The 20,143-nt window shown below is 43.6% G+C and carries 17 protein-coding genes; 6 read left to right on the top strand and 11 right to left on the bottom strand.

Features of this window, described 5'->3' with window-relative positions:
• Positions 1–8: 8 nt before the first annotated feature.
• The gene (locus FR741_RS06125; protein ID WP_005396868.1) at positions 9–1,898 is read right to left on the bottom strand and encodes a DUF294 nucleotidyltransferase-like domain-containing protein; all 1,890 of its coding nucleotides are present in this window, start codon (positions 1,896–1,898) and stop codon (positions 9–11) included.
• Positions 1,899–2,216: 318 nt separating this feature from the next.
• Between FR741_RS06125 and FR741_RS06130 the strand changes: the two genes are divergently transcribed.
• The gene (locus tag FR741_RS06130) at positions 2,217–2,858 is read left to right on the top strand and encodes an outer membrane beta-barrel protein (RefSeq protein WP_167426433.1); all 642 of its coding nucleotides are present in this window, start codon (positions 2,217–2,219) and stop codon (positions 2,856–2,858) included.
• Between the two features lie 82 nt (positions 2,859–2,940).
• On the opposite strand, the gene FR741_RS06135 is transcribed toward FR741_RS06130, so the two are convergent.
• The 3 genes from FR741_RS06135 to FR741_RS06145 all read right to left on the bottom strand — a co-directional run bounded on the left by FR741_RS06135 (position 2,941) and on the right by FR741_RS06145 (position 5,238).
• The gene (locus tag FR741_RS06135) at positions 2,941–4,131 is read right to left on the bottom strand and encodes an amino acid aminotransferase (protein ID WP_167426434.1); all 1,191 of its coding nucleotides are present in this window, start codon (positions 4,129–4,131) and stop codon (positions 2,941–2,943) included.
• Positions 4,132–4,462: 331 nt separating this feature from the next.
• Positions 4,463–4,762 carry a hypothetical protein gene (locus FR741_RS06140; protein WP_005396873.1) on the bottom strand — a complete coding sequence of 100 codons (300 nt, stop codon included), beginning with the start codon at positions 4,760–4,762 and terminating at the stop codon, positions 4,463–4,465.
• 245 nt (positions 4,763–5,007) lie between these two features.
• The gene (locus tag FR741_RS06145) at positions 5,008–5,238 is read right to left on the bottom strand and encodes a hypothetical protein (RefSeq protein WP_005396877.1); all 231 of its coding nucleotides are present in this window, start codon (positions 5,236–5,238) and stop codon (positions 5,008–5,010) included.
• A gap of 259 nt (positions 5,239–5,497) precedes the next feature.
• Here FR741_RS06145 and FR741_RS06150 point away from each other — a divergent pair, with 259 nt between their 5' ends.
• Entirely contained in the window at positions 5,498–6,919 is a 1,422-nt protein-coding gene (locus FR741_RS06150; RefSeq protein ID WP_167426435.1) for an aminotransferase-like domain-containing protein, read from the top strand.
• A 106-nt stretch (positions 6,920–7,025) separates the two neighbouring features.
• Complete coding sequence (locus FR741_RS06155) at positions 7,026–7,244, top strand: hypothetical protein (protein WP_047009963.1); 219 nt, start codon at positions 7,026–7,028, stop codon at positions 7,242–7,244.
• 101 nt (positions 7,245–7,345) lie between these two features.
• Here the strand turns inward: FR741_RS06155 and asnS are convergent, their stop codons facing one another.
• Both asnS and FR741_RS06165 read right to left on the bottom strand, forming a co-directional pair.
• Positions 7,346–8,746: an asparagine--tRNA ligase gene (gene asnS / locus FR741_RS06160; RefSeq protein WP_046876186.1), complete on the bottom strand. Its 1,401-nt coding sequence runs from the start codon at positions 8,744–8,746 to the stop codon at positions 7,346–7,348.
• Between the two features lie 188 nt (positions 8,747–8,934).
• The gene (locus FR741_RS06165) at positions 8,935–10,560 is read right to left on the bottom strand and encodes a methyl-accepting chemotaxis protein (RefSeq protein WP_167426436.1); all 1,626 of its coding nucleotides are present in this window, start codon (positions 10,558–10,560) and stop codon (positions 8,935–8,937) included.
• 292 nt (positions 10,561–10,852) lie between these two features.
• Here FR741_RS06165 and queD point away from each other — a divergent pair, with 292 nt between their 5' ends.
• Positions 10,853–11,215: a 6-carboxytetrahydropterin synthase QueD gene (gene queD / locus FR741_RS06170; protein WP_005376896.1), complete on the top strand. Its 363-nt coding sequence runs from the start codon at positions 10,853–10,855 to the stop codon at positions 11,213–11,215.
• 90 nt (positions 11,216–11,305) lie between these two features.
• Here queD and FR741_RS06175 read toward each other — a convergent pair whose 3' ends face one another.
• From FR741_RS06175 to FR741_RS06195, 5 genes are all read right to left on the bottom strand, one after another.
• Positions 11,306–11,773, bottom strand: coding sequence for a GNAT family N-acetyltransferase (locus FR741_RS06175; protein ID WP_046876185.1), 468 nt, complete (start codon positions 11,771–11,773; stop codon positions 11,306–11,308).
• Positions 11,774–11,867: 94 nt separating this feature from the next.
• Positions 11,868–13,583 carry a cyclic di-GMP phosphodiesterase TpdA gene (gene tpdA, locus FR741_RS06180; RefSeq protein WP_167426437.1) on the bottom strand — a complete coding sequence of 572 codons (1,716 nt, stop codon included), beginning with the start codon at positions 13,581–13,583 and terminating at the stop codon, positions 11,868–11,870.
• Positions 13,584–13,793: 210 nt separating this feature from the next.
• Complete coding sequence (locus tag FR741_RS06185) at positions 13,794–15,155, bottom strand: L-serine ammonia-lyase (protein ID WP_005396900.1); 1,362 nt, start codon at positions 15,153–15,155, stop codon at positions 13,794–13,796.
• 98 nt (positions 15,156–15,253) lie between these two features.
• Complete coding sequence (locus FR741_RS06190) at positions 15,254–16,507, bottom strand: aromatic amino acid transport family protein (RefSeq protein ID WP_005396901.1); 1,254 nt, start codon at positions 16,505–16,507, stop codon at positions 15,254–15,256.
• A gap of 344 nt (positions 16,508–16,851) precedes the next feature.
• Positions 16,852–17,451 (bottom strand): CoA pyrophosphatase, encoded by a 600-nt coding sequence (locus tag FR741_RS06195; protein WP_167426438.1) that lies wholly within the window; start codon positions 17,449–17,451, stop codon positions 16,852–16,854.
• Positions 17,452–17,693: 242 nt separating this feature from the next.
• On the opposite strand from FR741_RS06195, the gene FR741_RS06200 reads away from it, so the two are divergent.
• Together FR741_RS06200 and FR741_RS06205 are read left to right on the top strand one after the other, a co-directional pair.
• A complete protein-coding gene (locus FR741_RS06200; protein WP_012841652.1) occupies positions 17,694–18,233 on the top strand; it encodes a heme NO-binding domain-containing protein in 540 nt (179 codons plus the stop codon).
• Positions 18,234–18,240: 7 nt separating this feature from the next.
• Positions 18,241–19,941, top strand: a complete 1,701-nt coding sequence (locus FR741_RS06205) for an ATP-binding protein (protein ID WP_114323198.1) — start codon at positions 18,241–18,243, stop codon at positions 19,939–19,941.
• The last annotated feature ends 202 nt before the right edge of the window (positions 19,942–20,143 follow it).

A 20,143-nucleotide genomic window follows, 5' to 3' on the forward strand; every position in this document is an offset into this window, starting at 1 on the left:
GTTCAACCTCACTTAAAGCTCTTATTCGCTTGGTAGCGGAACTTAAGGAAGTTCTGACCATTGCTTAGGATTTGGAAAGCATCTTTTAGGTTGCGACGTTCAAATTCAGAGAGATTTTCTGGTTCGATATTGTTATCTGGGTCAATGCCTAATTCCACGTCCGTCGCTTGGTGACGAATACGCACCATGGAAATAAACTCTAGTGCGTCTTTTAAGTCTTGTGCACGACCTTTTGGCAAAATGCCAGCATCAATGATGTCGTCGAGACGCTCAAACGAATTCTGTGCGCGTGAGCCAACCGCCAGAGAGTGAACGCGAATTAAGTCGACCAGAGGAGCCGTACCACGACGTTTGAGGTTGATGGAGTTGTTGTGTCTGCCATCTTTCTCCATCACAAAGTCTTTAAAGAAGCCAAGTGGCGGCGTTCGGTTAAGTGCGTTGCGAGCCAGACAGGCTAAGAAGCGATTGTTTTTACGCGCACGACGAACAATAAAGCTGGTTAATTGTTCTGCCCATTTTAAGCGACCGTAAACGCCATCCAAATCGAAAAAGATGGACGCGTTGAGTAGCGCTTTCGGGTTCGGGTTATCAATCCAGTCAGCGAAGCACTCTTCCCACTCTGAACGAGTCATGCGCCATAATGGGTTGGTTGCCATAATATCGCCCGTACAATACTTGTAGCCACAGGCATCTAATCCATCACTGACATATTTCGCTAAAGCTTCGAAGTACTTACCATGTTTCTCTTCTTGGTAGGTCTCATCTAGAATGATGGCGTTATCTTGGTCAGTCACCAACAGTTGCTCATCACGTCCCATTGAGCCAAGTGCAAGGAAACAATAAGGAATTGGTGGTGGGCCAAGCTCTTCTTCAGCCATTTCTAACAGACGCTGTTTGAAGCTTCGACCAATCACGGACATCGCACTGCCCACCATGTGTGAGTTGGCATCTTCGTTGACCAGGCGTACAAAGCTGCTTTTTACTTCTTCAGCAACAACTGCCAAATCTTCGATAGTCTGTTGTTGGAAAATGCTACTCACCAATAAGAGCGAGTTTTGTGATTCATAGCGAACAATGTCGGTTGTCTCGATAATACCAATAGGTAATTGGTTTTTAACCACAGGCAGATGGTGCACGTTGTAACGCAGCATGGTTAACATTGCTTCATAGATGTAGGCATTGTGATCAAGAGACATGACTTCAGTGGTCATCACACTTGATACATCGTCCTGTGGAGACAAGCCTTCGGCTAACACACGGGTACACAAGTCACGGTCAGTAATAATACCAAGTACCGGAGACTGTGGGTCATCTTCGTCACGAACGAAATCTGGATCGACGATAAGTAGAGCAGATACGTTGTCATTCGCCATCTGCTGCGCGGCTTGCTGGATTGTCTGTCCACGATCAATCGTATGAGCATCGCCAGTCAGCAAGGTTTTCACTTTCGATGTCGTCAGGTCATTGGCATCTTTGTTTTCTGAAATGGCTTGGCGTAAACGAGCACTATTTTCCACTTCGACAAAGTCTGCAAAGGAATCAAAGTTGTCGTATATCTCTTGGAAAACGTCACCAGGAATACAGTAGAGCAGAGTATCTTCAATGGCTTTTACCGGAAAGCGTACTTTGTTGTTGGTTAGCATTCCCATCTGGCCAAATAGGTCACCTTCATCAAGACGGTTATAAAGCTCTCCTTTGCGTCGATAAACTTCTACGACCCCGCTTCGCACCACGTAGAGATCTTGGATATAGTCTCCAAAATGGATAATTGGGGTATCTTCTCGGTAGTACGAGATCTCGACACTCTCTGTCACCTTGTTTAGTGTTTCTTCAGGGAGTTCATTGAACGGGGGGTACTTGGCGAGAAAGTTATAAATCTCGAGAAGTTCTGCATCCATCGAAGGTGCCTTTTAGTTCGCAAATAATAAAGTAATCTTAACTTAGTTTTAAAACAGAGTCTTATCTGAACCTTGATTTTCGTGCTCAGTCATAAGATTCTGACATATCGCACGATAAGGAATCGGCATTTCTACTACTATATAGTCACTTAAAAGGTGAGCGGAGGTGGTCGATATATTTTGGGCCAATGCTTGATTTAGAGGCATAGCAGATTTCAAATCGTTACCGCGTCTGTAAACTAAGTTATTTTTGTTGAACTAAGCCACTCAAGGTGATTTGGGGGCAGTGTTTAAATAATTCTCATGAAAGGAAGTCGAATGGTGAGAAGTTTATTGCTTGTGTCTTTAGCTGCTTTGCCAGCAGTAACTAGCGCAGCGGTCATGGACCAAGCAGAAAAATTTGGGTATGAACACATTCACCTGGATGTGGGTGCCGGAACCACAAATGAAGAGTGGTTAGATAATTCGAACGCGACCACAATTGGACTCGGTGGTAATTACTTATTTACTGAGAACTGGTTGTTTAATGTCGATTACTCGGCGCAGTTTTTCCATCCGGACGACTTTACTCTTCGCATTGACCGTTTGTTGTTTGGTGGTGGTTATCGTTATGGGATTACGGATCAATTCGATATCTACGGTAAATATGGAATAGGTGCAATCAAAGCGAAAGCGACGGACGACAAAACGGATAATACGTTATCTTCAGATAGTGAACTGCTTCAAGCCGTCACCATTGGGGTGAATTACTTATTCAGTGAAAAACTTATTGCGACGGCCGAGGTGGAAGTTAACCGCAGTGATATCGTCGATGAGAACAATTTTAAGATAGGTTTTAACTACCAATGGCATGATGTTATTGGTACTGGTCTTTTTTATCAGTTTAGAGATACCGATTACAGCGGTGAGAGCTCTGATTATGTCAATGAAGTGGGGCTGAGTTTGAAGTTTGTCTACTAGCGGACAGGTTCATTTATTGGCAATAAATAAAAAAGGTCAGCTTATGCTGACCTTTCCTTTTAATAAAGTATGCGACTATCGATTATAAAACCGCTGCAATGCCTTTACATAGAGGACCCATATTTGACTTCGTCATACCAGCAACACTGATTCGGCCTGAACCGACGATGTAAATACCGAACTCTTCTTTCAGACGGTTTACTTGCTCTTTAGATAGGCCGGAGAAAGAGAACATACCATTTTGACGTTCGATGAAGCTAAAGTCTGCGTCCACACCTTCTGATTTTAGTGTCGTTACAAATAGTTCACGCATCTCTTGGATACGATCACGCATTTCTGCTACTTCAGCTTCCCATTCCGCACGCATTTCGGCGTTGCCAAGAATGTGAGTCACGACAGCACTGCCGTGCGCTGGTGGGTTAGAGTAGATAGAGCGAATAATGGCTTTAACTTGCGAAAATGCGGTTGTTGCGACTTCTTCTGATTCCGCTACTAACGTGAAGGCACCAACGCGTTCGTTGTAAAGGCCAAAGTTTTTCGAGAACGAGCTCGCGACTAGGATTTCTTTGTTGTACTTAGCAAAAGTACGAAGACCCGCCGCATCCTCTTCCACGCCTTTAGCAAAGCCTTGGTATGCGAAGTCAAATAGAGGAAGCAATTTCTTCTCTGCGACTAGTTTCGCCAATGTTTCCCATTCTTCAGCAGTTGGGTCGATACCTGTAGGGTTGTGGCAGCAGCCGTGTAGAAGCACGATGTCACCTTCAGACGCAGATTGCAGATCGTTTAGCATTGCATCGAAGTCTTTGTCTTTTGTTTCAGCGTTGTAGTAGCTGTATTGTGCCGTTTCGATACCAGCGGCAGTAAATACGCCGTTGTGGTTTGCCCAAGTAGGGTTGCTGATCCAGATTTTTACATCGCCAAGTTGGCGTTTAATGAACTCACCAGCAACACGTAATGCACCAGTACCACCTGGAGCTTGAGCTGTTTTAGCGCGTTTTTCGTTTACAATTTCTGCATCAGAGCCGAAAAGCAGTTTTTGTACTGCAATGCCGTACTCAGCTGTGCCTTCGATAGTTAGGTAAGATTTGGTTTTTTCAGTTTCAACAAGTGCTGCTTCAGCTTTCTTTACTGTTGCAAGAACGGGAGTTTCGCCTTGCTCGTTTTTGTAAATACCTACGCCAAGGTTAATTTTGTCTGCGCGAGCATCTTTTTTAAACTCTTCAGTAAGGCCAAGAATAGGGTCAGCCGGAGCGGCAACTACTTTTTCAAACATAATCTTCATCCATGTTAATCGAAGGGGTGTGCTAACATTTATACCTTTCAGCAATATTGGTTACAACCGTTACTGAAAAGAAAACCTAAAAAAGTTGCGATTTGAAACAGAATTCTAACATAACTAAAGTTTTTGCCATGAAAACGTTTGGTAGGCACAGAGTTTGAAGGGGATTTATACCATGGTTGATGAAGTTTTGTTCACGTACCAATCGTTTGACTTCAGTGCTTTGCGTTAGTGATTTACGTGGAGTGGCGGTTACTAGTTGAGACAAAAACGCCCCACTAAAGGTGGAGCGTTTGCTTGTAAGAAGTATAGAGGCCGATTGATGTTATTTCTTCAGATCGATTTCAGACTCAACCGCATTGGTTTCGATGTCTGGATTAGAAGAAAGCTTCTCAGTCGCCCAGTCGTTCATATGCTTTAAGATTGCTTTTAACGCGTGCTTCTCTGTTGGGACTTCCGCTTTTTCGACTTCAAGCTTTTGTTTCGGGTGTGTGCCCGTCGCATCTTCCGCTACGTGTAGCCAATCTGGGTGCCAATAATAAGGTTGGCCGGAAGGTGAACTCCAAGAATGTACGCCGTTGGATTCACCTTTGTATTTAATGTCTTCTTCGTTGTATTTCGCCATTATTGTTTTCTCTCATAATCCATGAGTTGAGGTGTGCATCACCATTACTATCTAAATGTAACAGATGTAATGAAAATTAATGTGATAACTATCGACTTATTTTGTCATTCGATAGCTACAGACGATGCGTACTTCTCATTCAGAAGAATTTACTATTTGGCAGGTTTTGGCTTTATCTGCGTTTAAAGCATACGACGATGGATTCGCCTGCCTAACGCTATTCTTGAACGGTGATAGAGCCTAAACTACTCGTCATTCAAGTGTTTGAGAATCGCCGCTTTTGCATGCTCTTCTGTCGCTGCTTCTCCGTCAGGGACTTCAAGGTCAGCCTTTTTGTGTTCACCCAAAGCATCTTCAGCGATATGCAACCAATCAGGATGCCAGTAATAAGGGGTTGTGCCGCCAGGATGGTCCCAGCTATGTACACCTTTATGTTTCCCGCGATAAGAGAGATCGTCCATTGTAAATACTTTCATCGCTTCCTCCCGGCTTAAAAGATAGATGTCTAAGTGGATTTAACACTCTCAGCTCCTTGGAATGCCTTGCTTTTCGGACAAGGCAAAGATTTAAGACCACTCGGACGTATCAGTAAAAGTATGGAACATAAATTCTCACTTCGTCGTCGAAATTGCTATTAACAAGCTTGATAAATTACGTTGCTAAATTGACTACTGCCATATCAGAATGCTGGCGCGAAGTATGCTATGGTGCGGCTGCAAGTGAAATGAGGGATACATGAATCGATACCGTCAATTGGCCGAATTGTTTAAGGCACAAATTCAGCAAGATACTTGGAGAGCAGGGGAGAAGCTGCCTTCAATACGCATCACCAGCCGCAATCATTCCGTAAGTGCAGGTACGGTATTACAAGCCTATCAATTGCTAGAGGCGCAAGGTTGGGTGATAGCAAAGCCTCAATCTGGTTACTATGTGACTGCCGATCTTGAACGTCTCACCAATACGAATGGAATTAAACGCAACAATACGCCATGCACTAAGTTGAATGATGAGTTGTATTCGTTTTTGAAGCACCAAGCAACATCGGATGTTATTCATTTAGGCTCGGCGTTTCCGGATCCGTGTTTGTTTCCTTTAGAGTCGCTTAACCGTAATTTGGCCAGCTCGGGACGAAAAATGGGGCCGGATAAGTTGCTAGACAACCTACCTCCTGGTGCTGAGTCGTTAAGGCGACTCGTCGCTCAGAGGTATATTCATCATGGGATATCACTAACCCATGATGATGTGGTTATTACTTCCGGTGCGCTAGAAGCATTGAACTTGAGTTTGCAAGCGGTCACCCGACCAGGTGATACCGTCGTTGTCGAATCCCCAACGTTTTATGGCGCACTTCAAGCAGTAGAACGGTTGGGGCTCAAGGCTATAGAAATCAGTGTCGATGATGAGAGTGGGCATTCGCTTGAGCAAATCGAAGCAGCCTTTGCCAATGAAGACGTTCGGGCTTGTTGGTTAATGACGAACTTTCATAATCCAACCGGAGCTTCTTTGTCTGATGAACACAAACGATACATTGTTGAGTTAGCCAATCGATATGATGTGTATGTCATCGAAGACGATGTGTACTCTGAGCTGTATTTTTCTGACAAAAGGCCGAACTCATTGAAGACCTTTGATGAGCAAGAGCGTGTCCTTCATTGTGGTTCTTTTTCTAAGAGTTTATGCCCTGGATATCGCTTGGGTTGGGTGGTGAATAAGCGTTTTAACGAGACTATTCAAAAGCTCCAGTTAATATCGACATTGTCTGGGAGTGCTCCTATTCAGCAGGGGGTTGCACATTACTTACAAAACGACAGTTACGACAACCACCTGAGAAAGCTTCGTAAGGCACTGCAACAACGTCAAGCTGACTTCGTGGATTTACTTGCAAAGCACCTACCTAAAGAGGTTACCTATCAACGTCCTGATGGTGGTTACTTTCTTTGGCTGAAATTGCCAGATGGAATATCAAGTAAAGCGGTATATCAAGCACTATTATCTGAGCAGGTTACCGTCGCTTATGGCAAACTCTTTTCGATAAGTGATCAATACGAAAACTATTTAAGACTGAATACATCGCTTCCTTTAGAAACGAGTTTGGAACGTGCTATCAAAAGGCTAGGTGATTTGCTTCGCGAATTACTCAGAATTGAAACTTATTAAACTGCTTAGTGTTTTTTTGCTCCAACTGTATCAGCGCCATTTTTGCAAATTGTGCTTCAATCATTATTCAGGTCGGCAGACCTTGGACGATTAAGCAGGATTTAAGATGAAAAAGCAGTTGGTTAAACATGAGTTAAGGTTAATCGCCGTTGCTATTTTTAGTGCGTTTTTACTGGTATTTGCGCATCTCATTTTGGCGAAGTCTTTCTCTAATATGGCATGGACAGAGTACACCGCGGCCGTGATCCCTTTCGTAATGTTTGGCTTATGTATTGTGGGCGTAAAGTACGCTGAAAAAGCGGACAGAGATAAGGAAGAAGACTAACTCAAGCTTGAGTTGCTTGGCAGATAGTATTGACGGTTGAGCACAAAATAAAAGACCTCCACTAGGGAGGCCTTTTCTAATTCTGTCTCACTAAAAAGTGATTAGAAGTTCGCAGAGCGAGGCGTACGTGGGAATGGGATCACGTCACGAACGTTACCCATGCCTGTTACATAAGATACTAGACGCTCAAAGCCTAGACCAAAGCCTGCGTGTGGCACTGTGCCGTAACGACGTAAGTCGCGATACCAGCTCATGTGCTCAGGGTCGATACCCATTTCGCGCATACGTGCATCCAGTACGTCTAGACGCTCTTCACGCTGAGAACCACCGATGATTTCACCGATGCCAGGTGCTAGAACGTCCATTGCCGCTACCGTCTTACCATCATCGTTCATACGCATGTAGAATGCTTTGATGTCTTTCGGGTAGTTCTTAACGATTACCGGCGCTTTGAAGTGCTCTTCCGCTAGGAAACGCTCGTGCTCAGATGACATATCGATACCCCACTCAACTGGGAATTCGAACTCACGGCCAGAATCCAGCAGGATTTGGATCGCGTCTGTGTAGTCAACTTGTGCGAAGTCAGAAGAAACAAAGTTCTCTAGACGGCTAACGGCTTCTTTGTCGATGCGCTGAGCAAAGAACTCAAGGTCATCGCGACGCTCTTCAAGTACTGCTTTGAATACGTACTTAAGCATGTCTTCAGCCAGTTTCGCAACGTCGTCTAGTTCTGCAAACGCAACTTCAGGCTCAACCATCCAGAACTCTGCTAGGTGGCGGCTTGTGTTTGAGTTTTCAGCACGGAAAGTAGGGCCGAAAGTGTAAACCTTGCTTAGTGCACAAGCGTAAGCTTCCGCGTTTAGCTGACCAGATACCGTAAGAAAAGTTTCTTTACCGAAGAAGTCTTCGTTGTAGTCTACTTTGCCTGCGTCTGTGCGAGGCAGGTTTTCCATGTCTAGCGTAGAAACGCGGAACATTTCACCAGCACCTTCAGCATCTGAGGCAGTGATCAACGGCGCAGATACCCAGAAGTAACCTTGCTCGTGGTAGAAGCGGTGGATCGCTTGAGATAGGCAGTTACGTACACGAGCTACCGCACCGATTACGTTTGTGCGCGGACGTAGGTGCGCAACTTCACGTAGGTACTCGATAGAGTGACGAGTTTTTGCCATCGGGTAAGTTTCAGCGTCTTCAACCCAGCCAACCACTTTAACGCCAGTGGCAGCAAGTTCGAAGTCTTGGCCCTTTGCAGGAGATTCAACAATCTTACCAGTTACTTCAACAGAGCAGCCAGTCGTTAGCTTTAGTACTTCGTCTTCGTAATTATTAAGATTATTTGGGACCACGGCCTGAATCGGGTCGAAACAAGAGCCGTCATATATGGCAAGGAAAGAGATTCCAGCTTTGGAATCACGACGTGAACGGATCCAGCCACGAACAGTCACTTCGCTGTCTACTGCTAGCTGACCTTTCAATACGTCTGATACAGGCGCGTAAGTCATGTTTTCAATATTCTCCATTGAGGTAAAAATTCAACCCAACACTTATTAAAGTGCTTGTCTAATAACATTTTTGTTCAAAAAACAAGCTAAGTGCTGAGTTGGGTAGCATTTTACAGATTCAACGAGACATATTACCTGTCAATTCGCTCGCATCAACCTTTATATTCATTTTGATGGGGAGAATCTCTCTATTTATTCACTCTTTGATGCTCTGAAAGTGTGAATTGGTTAAGTAATTGCTCTAAACGTTCGGATAGATGCTCTAAATCAACACTAATATCACGCGTGTGCGATGCTGATTGCGATGTGTCGTCAGCATGCAGTGTGATCACATCAATTTTGGATTGAATACGCTGACTGACGTCGGATGTGGTTTGCGTCTGGCTTTGAATGTTTTCCGCATGTTTCAGAACTTGATGCATTTCATCGACAACGTTATGCATCGTGACTGAAAGTGTCTCGACATCGACTGAACGTTGGTGAGCAAACTGGCAGACAGTATCCACAGAGGCTAAGGACTCTTCACTCCCTTGCTGGAATTGAGAAATGATATGCTCAATGTTGCCTGTGGCTTCGGCGGTCCGAGAAGCTAGGTTACGCACTTCCTCCGCGACGACGGCAAAACCGCGTCCTTGCTCTCCGGCTCGGGCGGCTTCAATTGCAGCATTCAACGCGAGTAGGTTCGTTTGTTCTGCAATGCCTTTAATGACCCCAAGAATGGATGATACTTCTTCGGTTCTTTGGTTTAACGAACTGATTTTTTCCCGTACGCCGTCAATATTGCTCACCAAGTGTTTGATGTCTTCGCTCACGCTGTGTGCTTGGCTTGCGCTGTGAGTGGCAACATCAACGGTGTGGTTGACTAGAGCTGTGGCGTTATTGGTCGAGTCTTCAACGGCGGTTTGTTGTTGCAACATGTCGGTGATGTTGCTTTGTACGTCACTGGTTTCCAATTGTTGATTATTGGCCGCTTTGTCTGTTGATTGTGCAACATCCGTTAACTGACTGGCTGAATTGGCAAGAGAGTGGGAGGTGTCTTGTACACGCTCTAAACTCTCGGATACCGTATCCATAAACGAATTAATCGCGGTAGAAAGTTGGCCTACCTCATCTTTTTGGTGATGAACAAGTCGTTGAGATAGATCTTTACTATGGCTCACATTCGCCATGAATTGCGACGTTTTTTGTATTGGGCGAACAATGATTTTACGAATCAAACTCATCGTTATAATAAAACCAACAAACGCGATAACGGCCATTATTCCCATCGCAAACATTGCCTGTTTATTGATCATTGAATTGACGTGGTTCATGTTGTATTCCAAACGAATCGCGCCCAATACTTCGCCTTCTGGTGCTACATGGCAAGAAACGCAGTTGGTGCCACGATAATTTTCGCTTGATTTCATTGGTAGCGCGACAACCAGTCCGTTCCCCCAATCGGCTGAAATTGGCTCAATGACCAGTTCGCCATTTAAAGCTCGTTGGTCAATATCATCGACCGGTTGTTGGTTTACTTGTCCTGGTCCGTAAAGCTTGGTGACGGTATCAGCTCGCAACACGCGAACTTCTTCAATCCCTTCTTGAGCGAGTGCTTTTTTTCGCAAAGTTTCTTTTTGCGACATGGTGCCTGTTAGCATCATCATGTTTAGGCTATCGAAGTAATTACTGGCCTTATCATGAAGCTGTTCACTGAGAACATCATTGATTAAGGTTTTTTGTTGATGGTATTGATAAGCCGTAGAGGTAGCCAGAACACAGCTGAAGACGGCAATTAACGCGAGCAAGAGCTTAAAAGTGATAGTTGAGCGCATAAATTTATAAGTGTAATTGGAACGAACTGCACAATCTTAATGTGCACAAATGCACACTGCGATCAACGAAATGAATGATTGTGACCCCACTCATGTTGGGGATATGTAATTGTGATGTGAGTGCTGTGTAATCAAATGTTTGGCGCATGACAGAAATACGACGATCAGGACAAAGGTTTAATTATTTTCGCTGAGAACAAACGGCGTTTTGCTACGCTTGTATTGAGTAGCACTTGTCTGTTGGCAGTGAATTCCTTAGTATTGCGTGTCTTTTTAAAGCCTGAGAATCAAGATGAAAACAGAATTGTACAAAGAGTTTATGTTCGAAGCGGCACATCACTTGCCACATGTACCTGAAGGCCATAAGTGTGGTCGTTTGCATGGACACTCTTTCTTAGTTCGTCTTTATGTAGAAGGTGAGGTAGACCCGCATACTGGTTGGGTAGTGGATTTCGCTGAAATCAAAGCGGCATTCAAACCAATTTACAATCGTTTAGACCATTATTACCTGAACGACATTGAAGGTTTGGAGAATCCGACGAGCGAAGTGCTAGCAAAATGGATTTGGCAACAGCTTAAGCCAAGTTTACCGTTGCTAAGCAAAGTAGAAATCAAAGAAACGTGCACAGCCGGTTGTATTTACAAAGGTGAATAAGTCACTTTTTATTGAGCATTGAAGACAAAGGCAAGCCATGAGCTTGCCTTTGTTGTATCTGGATATTCCCTATTTTTTATAATTTTCTTGCTAGCTCAGTGGATGACGTAAAATCCACTCTTTTTCGTTCTCACCAAACGTTGTTTTCTCTGTATTGATGAATCCACACGCATCAAGAAAACTGATAGCGTATTGCTGACTCTGTGGCACAGTGACGCAAAGAGAGGTGCTTTCAGGGTCAATGGTATACGCATAAACGAACAGTTTACGTAACGCTTCACTCCCAACCCCTTGGCGTTGGAAGCGTCGATCAACCATCAAGTACTTGAGCCCCAGTTCGTGCCTTTTGGCAAAGGGCGCATGTTGGGAGAAGCCTTTATCGATAACAAGATAGCCAACTAATAGATCGTCAGAATAAATCGTAAAGAACGCTTCAGACTTATTGCGTTTTTGATAAGCCACTTCAAACGGCGTAGAAAATCCTTTCTGCTCTTCCTGCACATCCAATTGCATCAAACTCGAAAAATCTTTCAGTTTGGTGGGTTTAATAGCAATCATCGTTCAACCACAAATTGGCGGCATATCCTCATGCCGCCACGAACTTTAATAGAGTATTCCCTCTAGTTTAAGTAACTCACGAGGTTAAGAAAAGCTAGAAATGCAGAGGATAATAATAACCTTGGTGAATATAGGCGCCTAATGTTGTGAGTAAGTGAGCACTGTCTGCCGTTTCTACGCCTTCAACAATGACGGTACACCGATACGTATTTCCCATGGCGATTAACTGACGCAACGTTTCCACTTTCTTATCGTCCGACTTTAAACCAATCACAAACTCCCGATCTATTTTCAAATAATCTGGATTGATTTTACTGATGAGCGACACGTTGTTGTTGCCAGTGCCAAAGTCATCGATACTGATTTTACAATCCAGTGCTTTTAGTTTCGCGACATTGCCATAAATCTCGGAGGTATAGTACATCGATGCATTTTCCGTGATTTCAATCGTCAGCAAACGACAATCTCGGTTAGATAGTTCTCTGTGTAGGATTGAAAAGTTGCGTCCTCGCAGCAAAGAAGGACAAACATTAATGCTGATAGGAATAGGCAAGGCTTTGTGCTTAGTATAGATGGACTCTATCACCAGTAAGGTATGAGTTAGGAGCAGCCCATTGCGGATCAGTGTCTCAATAAACCGTTGCGTATTTTTTACCTTAAACCGCGAGAGCGCTTCGTAATGCACAATCTTTTGCGCTGAAGTGTCATAAATCGGCTCCAGTTTGATTTTAAATTGTCGAATTGCACACAAATAAGCCATAAAGGCTTGTAGAGAGCGATGACGCAGTATTATGAGAAACAGCAAGCTTAATAAAATGATGCTTTGAAACGGTCCAGAGATGTAATACACCTCTTTATAGCCGCTGTTCTTAACGTGATAGTTGAAAAAGCGTTCATTGGTGTTACCAATTTCTAAAGAGGTCCCTGTATTGGTTGATAGCTTCATGCCGGAAAGAAAAAAACGCGAAATATGATTTTCAACGTTGTCGGATAAGTTAATGTTTTTGACACGAACCAAAACGGTCGCGTTATTCAAGTCAAATGATTGGGTCGTATAATTGCTATTATTACTCCACTCTTCAAATGCTTTTTTGCTGACAGGGACAACGGTTTCTGGGGTGACTAAACACCGGATATTGAAACGGTCTAGCATCATGCTCGATTCGACCAGCTTTACATTATCAAAGAGCGACTTCAATTCTCTTTCATCAGCAAAGCAGCTCTTTTGGGAAAGGTTTTCTGCAATTTCGAAGGCGTTATCAAGATAATTATGTTTCACAATGCTGTTTATCGCGTAATAACAGATGGCAAAGAAAATGATCGCTGTGATCAAGACGACCCACAGCGTATCTGAATAGATCTTTTTATTACGCAGACAAATACGAAGGGCTTTGCCAAGGCTGTTTGTTGTGTACTGATTGATCTTGTGTTGATGGTCGATGCCATTCTGATGGTTGTTTTGCATAGTAAAAGGGATGAAGTATCCGGTCCGGTGAATATTTTCGATAATATTTTTTTTTGTGGTTACGTGTTCTTCCGTGAGCTTGCGAAATTTCTTTCTTAGAGCGGCCACCGCGTTTTTAAAGCCATTTTCAGGCAGTGTCATTTTGTATTGTTGAGTGATTTTGCTTTCTATCAGTCGCTGGCTAATTGGCGTATTTAAGCTGCCGTATTTGGCGATGGTTGACAGAATGGCGTACTCATTTGGGTTGACAGGAATGGAGTGGTGGAGTGATTGATTGAGCTCTAAAGATATTTCGTTTTCGGACAAGCAAACGCAGATTTGGTTTCCAATTTCAAACCTAATCATGTGTTGGTGTGCTCCAAGTTTAATTTTTGGCTACGTTATCAATAAAGCTAGGAGAGGGATGTGATTTTTTACGGGGATATCCATAATAATTGGATATATTCAAGGTTTTAGGTTTTTTTATGCTGGGCGTAGCAACCCATTATTCATAGTTAATGAGGTATAAAAAACCCGAGCGGCGGCTCGGGTTTCGTCGATATTCAGCAAGGCTTATTAACAGATAACTTTTACTGCTAGGCCGCCTTGAGAAGTCTCACGGTATTTCGCGTTCATGTCTTTACCTGTCTCTAGCATTGTTTCGATAACTTTATCTAGAGAAACAGTAGGAGCAGAAGAACGACGCAGTGCCATACGAGTTGAGTTGATTGCTTTTACAGCTGCAATACCATTACGCTCGATACATGGAACCTGAACCTGACCTGCAACCGGGTCGCAAGTTAGACCTAGGTTGTGCTCCATCGCAATTTCAGCCGCCATACATACTTGCTCTGGGCTACCACCCATAAGCTCAGCAAGGCCCGCTGCTGCCATAGAACATGCCACGCCAACTTCGCCCTGACAGCCAACTTCTGCACCAGAGATAGACGCGTTACGCTTGTAAAGGCCGCCAATTGCACCAGAAGCTGCGAAGTAACGGATGTAGTCTTTCTCAGTTACGGTTTGAATAAACTTGTCATAGTAAGCCAGTACCGCAGGGATGATGCCACATGCACCGTTAGTCGGCGCAGTTACAACACGACCACCTGCTGCGTTCTCTTCGTTTACTGCAAAAGCAAACATGTTTACCCAGTCAACAACAGACATTGGATCGTTCGTTGTTTTTTCAGAAGTAAGCAGTTGCTGACGAAGTGCTGCCGCACGACGAGGCACGCGTAGTGGACCAGGCAGAATGCCTTCTTCGTTCATACCGCGATCCATACATTCGCGCATTGTGCGCCAGATGTTTGCGAAGTAAGTACGAGTTTCTTCGTCAGAATGAAGCGCATGTTCATTTTTCATGGTTAGCGCACTGATAGATAGGCCGCTTTCATGACATTGTTTTACAAGCTCTTCTGCCGTTGTAAACGGGTAAGGAACTTTTACTGGGTTCTCAACTTCTTTACCGAAGTTTTCTTCATCAACGATGAAACCACCGCCGATAGAGTAGTAAGTTTTTGAGTACGCTTTTTCGTCATCAATCCAAGCGTGGATTTGCATGCCGTTTTCGTGTAACTCAAGGTTTGTTTTGTGGAAGTTCATTCCACCTTCACGTGGGAACGATACTGTGTGACAGTGCATGCCAACAGGAAGGCGTTCAGTTTCTTCTACGCGAGCGATAAAGCCCGGGATAGAATCGATATCAACTTTCTCAGGAGTGTTGCCTGCAAGACCCATGATGATAGCAATATCTGTGTGGTGACCTTTCCCTGTCAGTGATAGTGATCCATAAACGTCAACGGTGATTTTAGTGATGTCGCGCAGTTTTCCCATTGCGCGAAGATCATCAATAAACTCTTTACCCGCTTTCATTGGGCCTACAGTGTGTGAGCTTGAAGGTCCAACACCGATTTTATAGATATCAAAAACACTAATCATATCGATTACCTCAGAAGAAAGCCTCCCAAGGGGAGTTGGGAGGCTTAATTTTATCGTTATATTTTTGGATTAATCATACCGTGCTAGGGCAGGGATGATTAAAGAGCGCCGTAGATTACAGAACTAATGGCAGCAAGACCACAGATTGCTGTGAAAATTTGCACAGGTGCTGAAGTTTTGTACTTAGCCATCGCTGGAACTTTTTGCATTGCGAAGATAGGCATCAAGAATAGGATTGCCGCAATCATCGGTGCGCCCATTGTTTCAATCATACCTAGGATGCTTGGGTTAACGATAGCAACGATCCAAGTTGTGATTACGATGAAGATAAGAGACATCTTCTCGATCTTGCTTACTGGCGATTTTGAACGAGATTTCACTAGACCAACTAGACCTTCATGCGCACCTAGGAAGTGGCCGAAGTAGCTAGAAGTGATAGCCGCGAAAGCAACCAGTGGACCTAAGTAAGAGATCAGTGGAGACTCATGAACGTTTGCTAGGTAAGAAAGAACAGAGATGTTTTGCTCTTGTGCTGTTGCTAGTTGCTCTGGAGACAGAGAAAGTACAACAGAGAAAACGAAGAACATTACAAAGCCCATTAGCATCATCGCTGCGCCACCAGTGATAGCGTCAGTTTTCTTAACTGCGTCATCACCGTATACACGACGTTGTTCTTTAGAGAACTGAGAAATGATTGGGCTGTGGTTGAAAGAGAACACGATAACAGGGATTGCTAGCCATACGATAGCTGGCATTGCACCCCAGTCAGGTGATACTTCCATCATTGAAGTGTTCCAACCAGGAATTAGGTACACAGACAGCGCTAGTAGGATGAACACTAGAGGGTAAACCATCGCTGAAGTTGCTTTCAGCATAAGCTCTTTACCGAACACTACGCCCGCTGTCATTGCAGCGATAAGTGCACCGGAAAGTAGCCAGCGAGGAATAGATTCCATACCCATTTGGTTAACTAGGAAAGAGTCAACCGTGTTTGTGATACCAACACCGTAGATAAGTACGATTGGGTAGATAGCGAAGAAGTAAGCGAACGTAATAAGGTTTGCGCCAGTCTTACCAAAGTGCTCTTCTACTGTGTCAGTGATGTCCGCTTCTGGGTTTTTCGCAGAAAGAACGAAGCGAGCTAAAGATTTGTGTGCGAACCAAGTCATTGGTGCTGCGATTAGGGCTAGGATTACTAATGGCCAAAAGCCACCTGCACCTGCTTTAATAGGAAGGAATAGTACACCGGCACCTACTGCCGTACCAAAAAGGGACAGACACCAGGTAAAGTCTTTGTAAGAAAACTTACTAGACGATTGTGCGGTAGAAACCGCAGAAGTAGTTGTATTCATTTTTTAGTTACTCATTTTGGGAACAGGAAATAAGTCGGGAGTAATTTTGCAAGATTTTACACTAGGAAAATTAGATCTAAATCATTTATTGCTTACGCTTATTGAATGATATGTCAAAAACCTGCTTTTTATCACGAAAATGATGTGCTACTCGTGATTTCTGCTAATGAGTAAAATTAGAAAAACTTATCGATAGGGCTATTTGTATAAATTTATTTCACCGCAAGCGTTTGCGGTGAAAACGGCAAATTAATCTAATGTGAATGAATGTTTATGAAGCAACGTTTTATTAATATTGATGCGCATGATGATCGCATCCATAAAAATACCGATATCAGAAGTTTTCAATGTGAAATGATATGTTTTTGCATTGATTCGATGATTTGTGCGGTCATGCCCCAGATGAAATGCTGTCTATATGGGATAGCAAATACACGATGACTGCTGTTTTTTAGGTCAAACTTGGTGCTGTACAATTTTGTCGGATTCAGAATGTGGTTAGCAGGAACTTCAAAAACAGACTCCACCTCATTTGGGTCAATATGCGTTTTATACTCAGGAGAAATAAAGGCCAAAAACGGTGTCACATTAAACTGACTAATCGTTGGCAATGTTGGAAGCTGGCCAAATACATGAATATGTTCATCTTCTATGCCGACCTCTTCTTTGGTTTCTCGTAAAGCCGTATTGATTAGATGCCGATCTTCCTGCTCAAACTTACCGCCGGGGAAACTGATTTGTCCCGGATGATGACGCAAGTGCGCTGCTCGCTTTGTCAAAATGACCTGTAGCCCCTCCGGGCGTTCTACAAAACCAATTAAGACCGCTGCGTCTCGCAGTGATTTTCCTTTCATCCATTTCAGTCGCGCGAGGGATTCTTTGTGGTAACCCGTTGGAAGCCGAAATTGAAAGTTTTGCAGTAATTGAGTTTTGTCGATAACCAAACCAAATCCTTATTTATTGTGCCTAACCACTATTTATTATACTCAATGGCCGCAAGAGGCGTGGTGCTATCGCCGTTGGTACGGTATTAAAGTAGTAGTACGGCAATACCAAAGCATGTCCATTGGTTCTTTCCCTGCTTTGTGTCGTGTGTCTCACTCTGCTTGGGTGTAATAATTTGAAACTTATAAGGTTATAAACCATTCTTTATTTTAAGACGTCACTATAGGGCAAGTATTGACTGATGAAAGGGATTATTTTCACCGAGTTCATGGAGTTAGTGGAAGAGAAGTTTGGTCTCGATGTGTTAGACCAAGTGCTCGACCTTTCTAATGACGAAGGGATTTATACGGCGGTTGGTAGTTACGATCATAAAGACTTGGTTAAATTGATTGTGAATCTCAGTAAAGTATCTGGCATTCCACCTGAACAACTGCAAGAAGTATTTGGAGAGTGCGTTTTTTTGAATTTACTTCGCTCGATTCCTAGTCACGCGAGTTTGCAGCAGTGTGAAACGACATTTCAATTTGTTCGCCATGTTGAAGATTTTATTCATGTCGAGGTCAAAAAGCTCTACCCAGATGCTAATCCTCCTCAGTTTGATTTTATCAGCGAGACTCAATCAAACATGGTGTTTGATTATCGAAGTGCGCGGTGCATGTCTCACGTATGTTTAGGTCTAATAAAAGGTTGCGCAGCGCACTTTGGTGAAGTTATTCATATCAAACACCAAAACCAGTCAGAAGATGGTAGCCAGGTTCGCTTTTGGTTAGAGGCACAATAAGAACGATATGACAGGAAGTTCCTCGCTAGAAAGGAAACTCAAACGAGAAATCGAATCAAGAAAAGCAGCTGAGCGGTTATTGGAGCAGAAGAGCTTCGAACTTTATGAATCTACTCAACAGCTAAGTGTTGCTTTAAAAAAGCTTGAGTTGAAATCAAAAAAGGATTTACGCAAGTTTGAGTTCGAAGAGAAAGTTGACGCGACGCTGATTAAGTTTGGTCGAACTTTTTTGTCGAGCACGTTTGATGAAGCCATGATTGCCAGTTTTATTGAACAGCTCACTTCGAACTCAATCATTTCTGCGGCTTACTTACATCTTGATTCCACAAAACTCTCTTCTTTGCGCCGACATCATTTTGGTCATTTACAGCTTCGCCATGAGAATACGATTAAGACTGTCCCCAATTGGCAGGGGGAGAACTTGCATTTGCCTATCATCATTGACAAGCAAACAGTAGGGGAGTTGATCTTCTCTGTTCAGTTGGATCAAATCGATCAATCGTTTATTTCCAAACAGATGGAGCTGGTATCGGATTTGGTTCATGGGGTCATTGGGCGTCATTTGAGTTTAGAGCGAGAAGTGGAGCTGCGAAAGCGAGCAGAGGAATCGGAAAAAGCGACGAAAGAGTTTGTCGCCATGATTAACCACGAGTTGCGTACGCCTCTTAATGGCGTATTAGGTAGTGCTGAACTACTAAGTCGAACACAGTTAGGTGAAGAGCAACGCCATTACCTAAACAACTTGACTCAATCGGGAGACTTGTTGAGGGTCATCATTAACGATCTTCTCGACTTCAGCAAGATGAATGCCGGTATGATGGAAATCATCGATAAGGTCTTTGCTTGGGAAGAGCTTGAAAAAGCCATCATGGGCGTATTTTCAGCTAAAGCAGCAGAAAAGCGAATTCATTTCTCTATCGATAAAAAGCTCGGTATTCCCGAGTTTTTAGTTGGTGACTTAGAGCGAATTACACAGATCTTGGTCAACTTGGTGGGAAATGCTATTAAGTTTACTCATTTGGGAGGGGTGGTGCTGCGAGTGGAGTGGATAAATGGTATTGCGCATTTTGAGGTTGAAGACACGGGTATTGGCATCCCGATAGAAGCACAGCCCTCATTATTTGACCCATTTGTGCAAGTAGATCGCTCGGCGAAGCGCAGTTTTGAAGGCTCAGGTTTGGGCCTTGCGATTTGTAAAAATCTAGTGGATTTGATGCAGGGCGAGATTAGCTTTGAAAGTGAAGAACGCAAAGGTACCACCTTTAAAGTCTCTATTCCTCTAAAGGAGGGACAAGCCCAAGGCGCAGCTGAGGGGGAATTAGCTACCATAGAGCGAAGTGATTTGGCAGGACGCTCAATACTGGTGGTTGACGACATCAGAATGAACCAAGTGATAGTTACTCAAATGCTGAAAAAACTCGACATTACGCCTGATTTAAAAGCCAATGGGAAAGAAGCTTTAGAAGCGGTGAAAAACAAAGATTACGAACTGATATTTATGGACTGCCGAATGCCAGAAATGGATGGTTATGAGGCGACGATGTATCTGAGAGAGCGTGGCTTTACTCATCCTATTATTGCATTAACCGCTGGCACTACCATCGAAGAGCGTCAAAAGTGCATTGATTCAGGCATGGACGACATCCTCACTAAACCGTACACCGCAACCGATATTGAACAGATCATGTGTAAGTGGCTTGAGCAGTAGACGCAGCCTCTTAAAAAAACGGATTCTTGTTAGCCAACGGCTAAAAGCCAAAGTACCTGTAAATAAAACATACAAAAAACGCTCCACACTGGATAATGCCGATCGCTTAACGATGTTTCTTGTGTCATTCCAGCGAGCCTTGGCGAGACTAGGAATCTAATAGCAGCATGCTGAGCGGCTAATGAAACAAATTTGACCATAA

This window comes from Vibrio diabolicus, assembly GCF_011801455.1.
Classification (GTDB): domain Bacteria; phylum Pseudomonadota; class Gammaproteobacteria; order Enterobacterales; family Vibrionaceae; genus Vibrio; species Vibrio diabolicus.

Excerpts from the sequence above, each read along its gene's own strand:
- FR741_RS06145 (WP_005396877.1), bottom strand. The coding sequence starts at position 5,238 with ATGAAAGTATTTACAATGGACGATCTCTCTTATCGCGGGAAACATAAA.
- FR741_RS06185 (WP_005396900.1), bottom strand. The coding sequence starts at position 15,155 with ATGATTAGTGTTTTTGATATCTATAAAATCGGTGTTGGACCTTCAAGC.
- queD (WP_005376896.1), top strand. The coding sequence starts at position 10,853 with ATGAAAACAGAATTGTACAAAGAGTTTATGTTCGAAGCGGCACATCAC.
- FR741_RS06155 (WP_047009963.1), top strand. The coding sequence starts at position 7,026 with ATGAAAAAGCAGTTGGTTAAACATGAGTTAAGGTTAATCGCCGTTGCT.
- FR741_RS06150 (WP_167426435.1), top strand. The coding sequence starts at position 5,498 with ATGAATCGATACCGTCAATTGGCCGAATTGTTTAAGGCACAAATTCAG.
- FR741_RS06165 (WP_167426436.1), bottom strand. The coding sequence starts at position 10,560 with ATGCGCTCAACTATCACTTTTAAGCTCTTGCTCGCGTTAATTGCCGTC.
- FR741_RS06190 (WP_005396901.1), bottom strand. The coding sequence starts at position 16,507 with ATGAATACAACTACTTCTGCGGTTTCTACCGCACAATCGTCTAGTAAG.
- FR741_RS06135 (WP_167426434.1), bottom strand. The coding sequence starts at position 4,131 with ATGTTTGAAAAAGTAGTTGCCGCTCCGGCTGACCCTATTCTTGGCCTT.
- FR741_RS06130 (WP_167426433.1), top strand. The coding sequence starts at position 2,217 with ATGGTGAGAAGTTTATTGCTTGTGTCTTTAGCTGCTTTGCCAGCAGTA.
- FR741_RS06200 (WP_012841652.1), top strand. The coding sequence starts at position 17,694 with ATGAAAGGGATTATTTTCACCGAGTTCATGGAGTTAGTGGAAGAGAAG.
- asnS (WP_046876186.1), bottom strand. The coding sequence starts at position 8,746 with ATGACTTACGCGCCTGTATCAGACGTATTGAAAGGTCAGCTAGCAGTA.
- FR741_RS06175 (WP_046876185.1), bottom strand. The coding sequence starts at position 11,773 with ATGATTGCTATTAAACCCACCAAACTGAAAGATTTTTCGAGTTTGATG.
- FR741_RS06125 (WP_005396868.1), bottom strand. The coding sequence starts at position 1,898 with ATGGATGCAGAACTTCTCGAGATTTATAACTTTCTCGCCAAGTACCCC.
- tpdA (WP_167426437.1), bottom strand. The coding sequence starts at position 13,583 with ATGATTAGGTTTGAAATTGGAAACCAAATCTGCGTTTGCTTGTCCGAA.
- FR741_RS06205 (WP_114323198.1), top strand. The coding sequence starts at position 18,241 with ATGACAGGAAGTTCCTCGCTAGAAAGGAAACTCAAACGAGAAATCGAA.
- FR741_RS06140 (WP_005396873.1), bottom strand. The coding sequence starts at position 4,762 with ATGGCGAAATACAACGAAGAAGACATTAAATACAAAGGTGAATCCAAC.